Source organism: Sphingobium quisquiliarum P25 (genome assembly GCF_000445065.1).
Classification (GTDB): Bacteria; Pseudomonadota; Alphaproteobacteria; order Sphingomonadales; family Sphingomonadaceae; genus Sphingobium; species Sphingobium quisquiliarum.
Genome location: NZ_ATHO01000012.1, coordinates 1 through 5,449, shown reverse-complemented (window position 1 = coordinate 5,449; position 5,449 = coordinate 1). Strand labels below are relative to the sequence as shown.

Sequence of the window (5,449 nt, the reverse complement as noted above, 5' to 3'; positions counted from 1 at the left end):
CTCAGCCTTGGCGAGCGGACAATCCGGTTCGATGCGCCGCAGGTGATGGGCATCCTCAACATCACGCCGGACAGCTTTTCCGATGGCGGCAAGCATGCGGGCGATCCGCAGGCGGCGGCGGATGCTGGCTTTGCCATGGCGGCGGCGGGGGCGGCGCTGGTCGACGTGGGGGGCGAATCGACCCGCCCCCGTGCGCCAAAGGTGTGGGAAGGCGACGAGATTGCGCGCGTCGTCCCGGTGATCGAGCGGCTGGCGGCGGCGGGCGTGGCTGTTTCCATCGACACGCGCAAGGCCGCGGTGATGGAAGCCGCGCTGGCGGCGGGGGCGAAGGTCATCAACGATGTCAGCGCGCTGGCGCATGATCCCCGCGCGATGGACGTGGCGGCGCAGGCGGACTGCCCCGTCATATTGATGCATGCGCCATCGGCGGGCGACGATCCGCACGACAATCCGGCGGGCTATGCCGATGTGGTGGCGGACGTGTTCGACATGCTGGAGGCGCGGATCGCCGCGTGCGTGGAGGCGGGCATCGCGCGGGACCGGATCATGGTCGATCCCGGCCTTGGCTTCGGCAAGTCGCTGGCCGACAATCTTGCGCTGGTGAATGGGCTGGCGCTGTTTCAGGCGCTGGGCGTGCCGGTGCTGTTCGCGGGGAGCCGGAAAAGGCTGATCGGCGCCCTCTCCAACGAAGCGCCCGCGCCGCAGCGGCTGGGCGGATCGATCGCGCTGGCCTATCAGGCGGCGCAGCAGGGCGCGCAGATGGTGCGGGTGCATGACGTGCCGGAAAGCGTGCAGGCGCTGCACCTCTGGCGCGGGCTGGCGGATGCGGGGTTGAGCGCGGTTTAAGTCTTTCCGCTCGGTTCGAAGGCTGGGAGGCGCCTTCGCTACGCTCAGGCGAGGGCTTCGACTTCGCTCAGCCTGAACGGTTGGAGGGTGGGGTTCCAGCCTTTTCGGCCGCAGCCCTTATCCCTCCGGCTGCGCTGCGGCGCTGTTGCCGGTTGCCGCCGGGGCCGCGCCGCCCTGCGTCTGGCTGGCCGGGGCGAAGACGCGCAGGCTGTCGAGCACGCGCTCGGCGATCGCCTGATATTGTTCGCTCAGCATTTCGGGATAGACGAAGGTGGCGGTGACGATGCCGCCATCGGGCTGGCGCACAAGCCGGATGGCGACGTTGTTGCCTTCGCCGTCATTGGCGGTGCCGCGATATTCATTGTCGCCGATGAAGTCGCCATCGACTCCTTCGGCCCCGCTGCTGACGCTCTGGACGATTTGTTGCAGCGTTTGGTTGTCCCGATTGTCCTGCCAGAAGACGCGCACGTCAGCGCCTGCGCCGGGGTCCTGGAACACCGCGCCATTGGCGTTGCTGGCGGCCGCGTCCTTTTCCCATCCTTCCGGGAAGGTCACGGAAAAGCCGCGCTGGACATTCACATAGTTGCGGCTTTCCGCATCGTCCGCCTTCGCACTGGCCAGCGCCTTGGCGGCGGCGGCATTGGCGGCGGCGGCCAGCTCCTCCTGACTCGGCATGTCCTCCACCGGCTCGGCACGGCCGCAGGCGGCGAGCAGCAACACAGGGAGGCAGGCGGCGAAGGGGAAGCTTTTCATGTCGCTTCCAAAGCATAGCCGCTGCGACATTTCAACGCCGCAACGACGCGCGGCGCGATAAGGCGAACCGGAGCGGGCGCTGGCGCGTTCAGGCGGCGCTGTCGATGCCCAGTTCGGTAAGCTTGCGGTACAGGGTCGAACGGCCGATGCCCAGCCGCCGGGCGACTTCGGTCATGCGCCCGCGATAATGGCCGATGGCGAGGCGGATGACATCCGCTTCGATCTCCGCCAGTTGCCGCACATGGCCGTCGCCTTCGAACAGGGTGATCCCGGCCGCCTCGCGATGGCTCTGCGGAATGGCGCGCAGGCGGGGCTGCGCCGTTTCGCCCTGCGCGCGCGCGCGGATCTGGCTGGCGATCTGGGGAAAGTCCTGCGGCGTCAGCGCGTCGCCTTCGCACAGCACGGCCGCGCGGAAGAGGGCGTTCTGCAACTGGCGCACATTGCCCGGCCAGTCATGCTGCATCAGCAGGGCAAGCGCATCGTCGGTCAGGCCAAGGCTGCGCAGGCCTGGCTGGGTCGCGATGCGGGCGAGCAGATGGCGGCAGAGCGCGGGCACGTCGCCCAGCCGTTCGCGCAGCGGCGGCACGGTGAGCTGGACCACGTTCAGGCGGTAATAAAGGTCCTCGCGGAAACGGCCCGCCTCGATTTCGTCGGTCAGCCGCTTGTTGGTGGCGGCGATCACGCGCACGTCGACATGCAGGGGCCTGCGCGCGCCGATCGGCTGCACCTCGCCATCCTGCAACACGCGCAGCAGCTTCACCTGCGCGTCGAGCGGCATTTCGCTGACTTCATCAAGGAAGATGGTGCCGGTGTCGGCGCTGACGAACTTGCCGACGTGGCGGTCGAACGCGCCGGTGAACGCGCCGCGCTCATGCCCGAACAGGTCCGATTCGACCAGGTTGGCGGGGATGGCGCCGCAATTGACGGTGATCATCGCCTGCTTGTGCCGGGGGGAGGCGGCGTGGATCGCGCGGGCGATCACATCCTTGCCGACACCGCTTTCCCCTTCGATCAGCACGGGCACGCGAGCGCGCGCCGCCTTGGCCGCGATGGCGAGCGCGGCGCGGAATTGCGGCGCGGCCCCGACCACATCCTCGAACGAGAGGGGCGCGGAGATCTTTTCGGTGAGCGGGCGCAACTCCCCCTTGCCATGCTCGCTCGACACGGTGGCGTTGAGCGCGGCGAGCAGCCGTTCGGGCGCGACCGGCTTGGACAGATAGTCCGTCGCCCCCGCGCGCATGGCTTCGACGGCGACGGCGACGCTGTTGTGCGCGGTCAGGATCAGGATGGGCAGCGCCGGGCGGCGGCTGCGCAATTCGCGGATGAGGCCGGCAGGCTCGTAATTCGGGCTCCATTGGTCCAGCAGCACGGCGTCCAGCCGCATGCCGTCCTGCGTGCCCAGCATCGCGATGGCGCTTTCGCCGTCATTGGCGAAGATGGTGCGCCACCCCGCGCGCGCGGCCAGGGCCGACACCAGCCTGCGCTGCGCGGGCTCGTCATCGATCAGCATCAGCATGGGTACGCCGTCGCGTGCCATTGGGACCCTCTTTTTGAACTGAGGGCAAAGCGTACCGCCTGCGGGTAAAGGCGGACTTAACCGCGACATTTTTTCCGGCTTTTGCGGGTTGAGAGGGGGCAGGCTTGGCGATAAGAGGGCGCTCGAAACGGCTGACAAGGGGACCTGACATGGCGTCGGAAGGAAATATGGACAGCGCGAACCAGACCTATTCGGGGTTCGTCGCGTTGATGAAGTGGGGGACGATCGCCAGCGTGGTCGTGGCCGCCATCGTCGTTCTGCTGATCTCCGGCTAAGGCCAGCGCCGACAGGGGGATGACAATGAAAATCGCCATCATCAAGGAACTCGCAGAGGGCGAGCGCCGCGTCGCGGGCACGCCCGAAACGGTCAAGAAGTTCAAGGCGCTGGGTGCGGAGGTCGCGGTCGAAGCGGGCGCGGGCCTGACCGCCGACATCGCGGACCAGGACTATGCCGCCATGGGCGCGGCGCTGGGCGATCGCGCCGCCACCGTCGCTGGCGCGGACATCATCCTGGGCGTGCAGGGTCCCGATCCGGCCAGCATTGCAGGCGCGAAGCCGGGCGCCTGGATCGTCGCCGGGCTCAACCCCTTTGCCGAGCGCGCGCGCGTGGACGCCTATGCGGCGGCCGGATATGAAGCGCTGGCCATGGAATTCATGCCGCGCATCACCCGCGCGCAGTCGATGGACATCCTTTCGTCCCAGTCGAACCTTGCCGGGTACAAGGCGGTGCTGGACGCGGCCCATGAATATGGCCGCGCCTTCCCGATGATGATGACGGCGGCGGGCACCATCTCGCCCGCGCGCGCCTTCGTCATGGGCGTGGGTGTCGCGGGGCTCCAGGCGATCGCCACGGCCAAGCGGCTGGGCGCGCAGGTGTCGGCCACCGATGTGCGATCCGCGACGAAGGAGCAGATCGAAAGCCTGGGCGCGAAGGCGATCTTCGTGGAAAGCGTCGCCGGGATCGAGGGTGAGGGCAAGGGCGGCTATGCCACCGAGATGTCCGAGGAATACAGGAAGGCGCAGGCCGAACTGGTGTCCAGCCACATCGCCCGGCAGGACATCGTCATCACCACCGCGCTGATTCCGGGCAAGCCCGCGCCGCGCCTGATCACCGATGCGCAGATCGCGTCGATGAAGCCGGGCAGCGTCATCGTCGACCTCGCCGTCGAGCAGGGCGGCAATGTCGAGGGCGCGGTGGCGGGCCAGGTGGTGGAGCGGCACGGCGTCAAGATCGTCGGGCACAAGAATGTGCCTTCGCGCCTCGCGGCCGATGCGTCCGCCCTGTTCGCGCGCAATCTCTACAACTTCCTTTCGGCCTTCTGGAACAAGGACCAGAACGCGCCGGTGCTGGACGAAGAGATCGGCAACGCCATCCGCATCACCCAGGGCGGCAAGGTCGTCAGCGAACGGCTGCTGTAATATCGCGCTTCCGCCCTCCTCTCCGCAGCCGGAGAGGAGGGGCGGGCGCAGCCGGGCAGGGAGCGGGGCGGATGGACATGGGCTTCGTCATTCTCTTCCTTCTGTCCTGCCTGCTGGGCGGGCTGGCGGCGATGCGCACGCCGCGCAAGGACGCCTTCGCCCTTGCTGGCATCGTCCTGATCCTGTGTTCGGCCGGACTTGCCGGATCGATCATCGCCGCTGCTGAGGCGGGCAGCATAGCCGCGCGCTATCTGGGCCTGCTGGCGGTGCTGCTGGCCAGCTCGGTCCTGACCGGATCGGTCATGGCGCTCCGCCGCATGGAAAGGGACCGGCGGCGGTGAACGGCGGCGTGGATCTGGTGACGCTGGCATGGGCGCTTTCCTCGCTCCTGTTCCTCCTGTCGCTATGGGGCGCCGGGCCGGGCCACAGGCGTCAGCTTGCCGCTCTTGCCGGAGCCGTGATGCTGGGCGCGGCGGCCATCTACAGCGTGGATGTCGTCAACCTGCCGCAGATCGCCGCCATGCTGGCGGCAGGCGGGGCGCTGGGGCTGATGCTGGGCCGGGGGCTGCCGGGGCAGGTGCTGTTCCGGCTGATGCTGGGGCTGGCGGGGCTGACCGGCATCGCCATGCTGTGCGCGGCGCTGGCCGCATTGCTCAACCCCAACGCCTTTGGACTGTTGCCGGAGGAGGGCGACGGGCTGCTGCCCTGGGCCGCTCCCTGCGCCGCCGTGACGGTGATCAGCGGCGCGATCACGGCGCTATGCGCGATGATGCCGCGCGGGGCCATGGATCAGGCGAAGCGGGCGCGCTTGCTCGCGCTGACGGGCGGCCTTGCTGGCTGTTCGATCGCGGCGCTTGGCTTTCTGTTCCAGCATGCGGGGCTGGCCGTGGCGGG

The 5,449-nt window shown here is 68.6% G+C and carries 7 protein-coding genes; 5 read left to right on the top strand and 2 right to left on the bottom strand.

Going from position 1 to position 5,449, the window contains the following annotated elements; translation table 11 throughout:
* Window positions 1-846: dihydropteroate synthase (gene folP / locus L288_RS24280; RefSeq protein WP_021236722.1), on the top strand; the 846-nt coding region annotated here is incomplete at its 5' end.
* 117 nt (window positions 847-963) lie between these two features.
* Here folP and L288_RS24275 read toward each other — a convergent pair.
* Both L288_RS24275 and L288_RS24270 read right to left on the bottom strand, forming a co-directional pair.
* Window positions 964-1,599, bottom strand: a complete 636-nt coding sequence (locus L288_RS24275) for a hypothetical protein (protein WP_021236721.1) — start codon at window positions 1,597-1,599, stop codon at window positions 964-966.
* An 88-nt stretch (window positions 1,600-1,687) separates the two neighbouring features.
* A complete protein-coding gene (locus tag L288_RS24270; RefSeq protein WP_021236720.1) occupies window positions 1,688-3,136 on the bottom strand; it encodes a sigma-54-dependent transcriptional regulator in 1,449 nt (482 codons plus the stop codon).
* 149 nt (window positions 3,137-3,285) lie between these two features.
* On the opposite strand from L288_RS24270, the gene L288_RS24265 reads away from it, so the two are divergent.
* The 4 genes from L288_RS24265 to L288_RS43390 form a co-directional block, all read left to right on the top strand.
* Window positions 3,286-3,411 carry an aa3-type cytochrome c oxidase subunit IV gene (locus L288_RS24265; RefSeq protein WP_031303797.1) on the top strand — a complete coding sequence of 42 codons (126 nt, stop codon included), beginning with the start codon at window positions 3,286-3,288 and terminating at the stop codon, window positions 3,409-3,411.
* Between the two features lie 25 nt (window positions 3,412-3,436).
* Window positions 3,437-4,555 (top strand): Re/Si-specific NAD(P)(+) transhydrogenase subunit alpha, encoded by a 1,119-nt coding sequence (locus L288_RS24260; RefSeq protein ID WP_021236718.1) that lies wholly within the window; start codon window positions 3,437-3,439, stop codon window positions 4,553-4,555.
* A gap of 71 nt (window positions 4,556-4,626) precedes the next feature.
* Window positions 4,627-4,896, top strand: coding sequence for a hypothetical protein (locus tag L288_RS24255; protein WP_021236717.1), 270 nt, complete (start codon window positions 4,627-4,629; stop codon window positions 4,894-4,896).
* Window positions 4,893-5,449 (top strand): hypothetical protein (locus tag L288_RS43390; protein ID WP_021236716.1); only part of this gene is annotated, 557 nt, incomplete at its 3' end. The genes L288_RS24255 and L288_RS43390, both read left to right, overlap by 4 nt.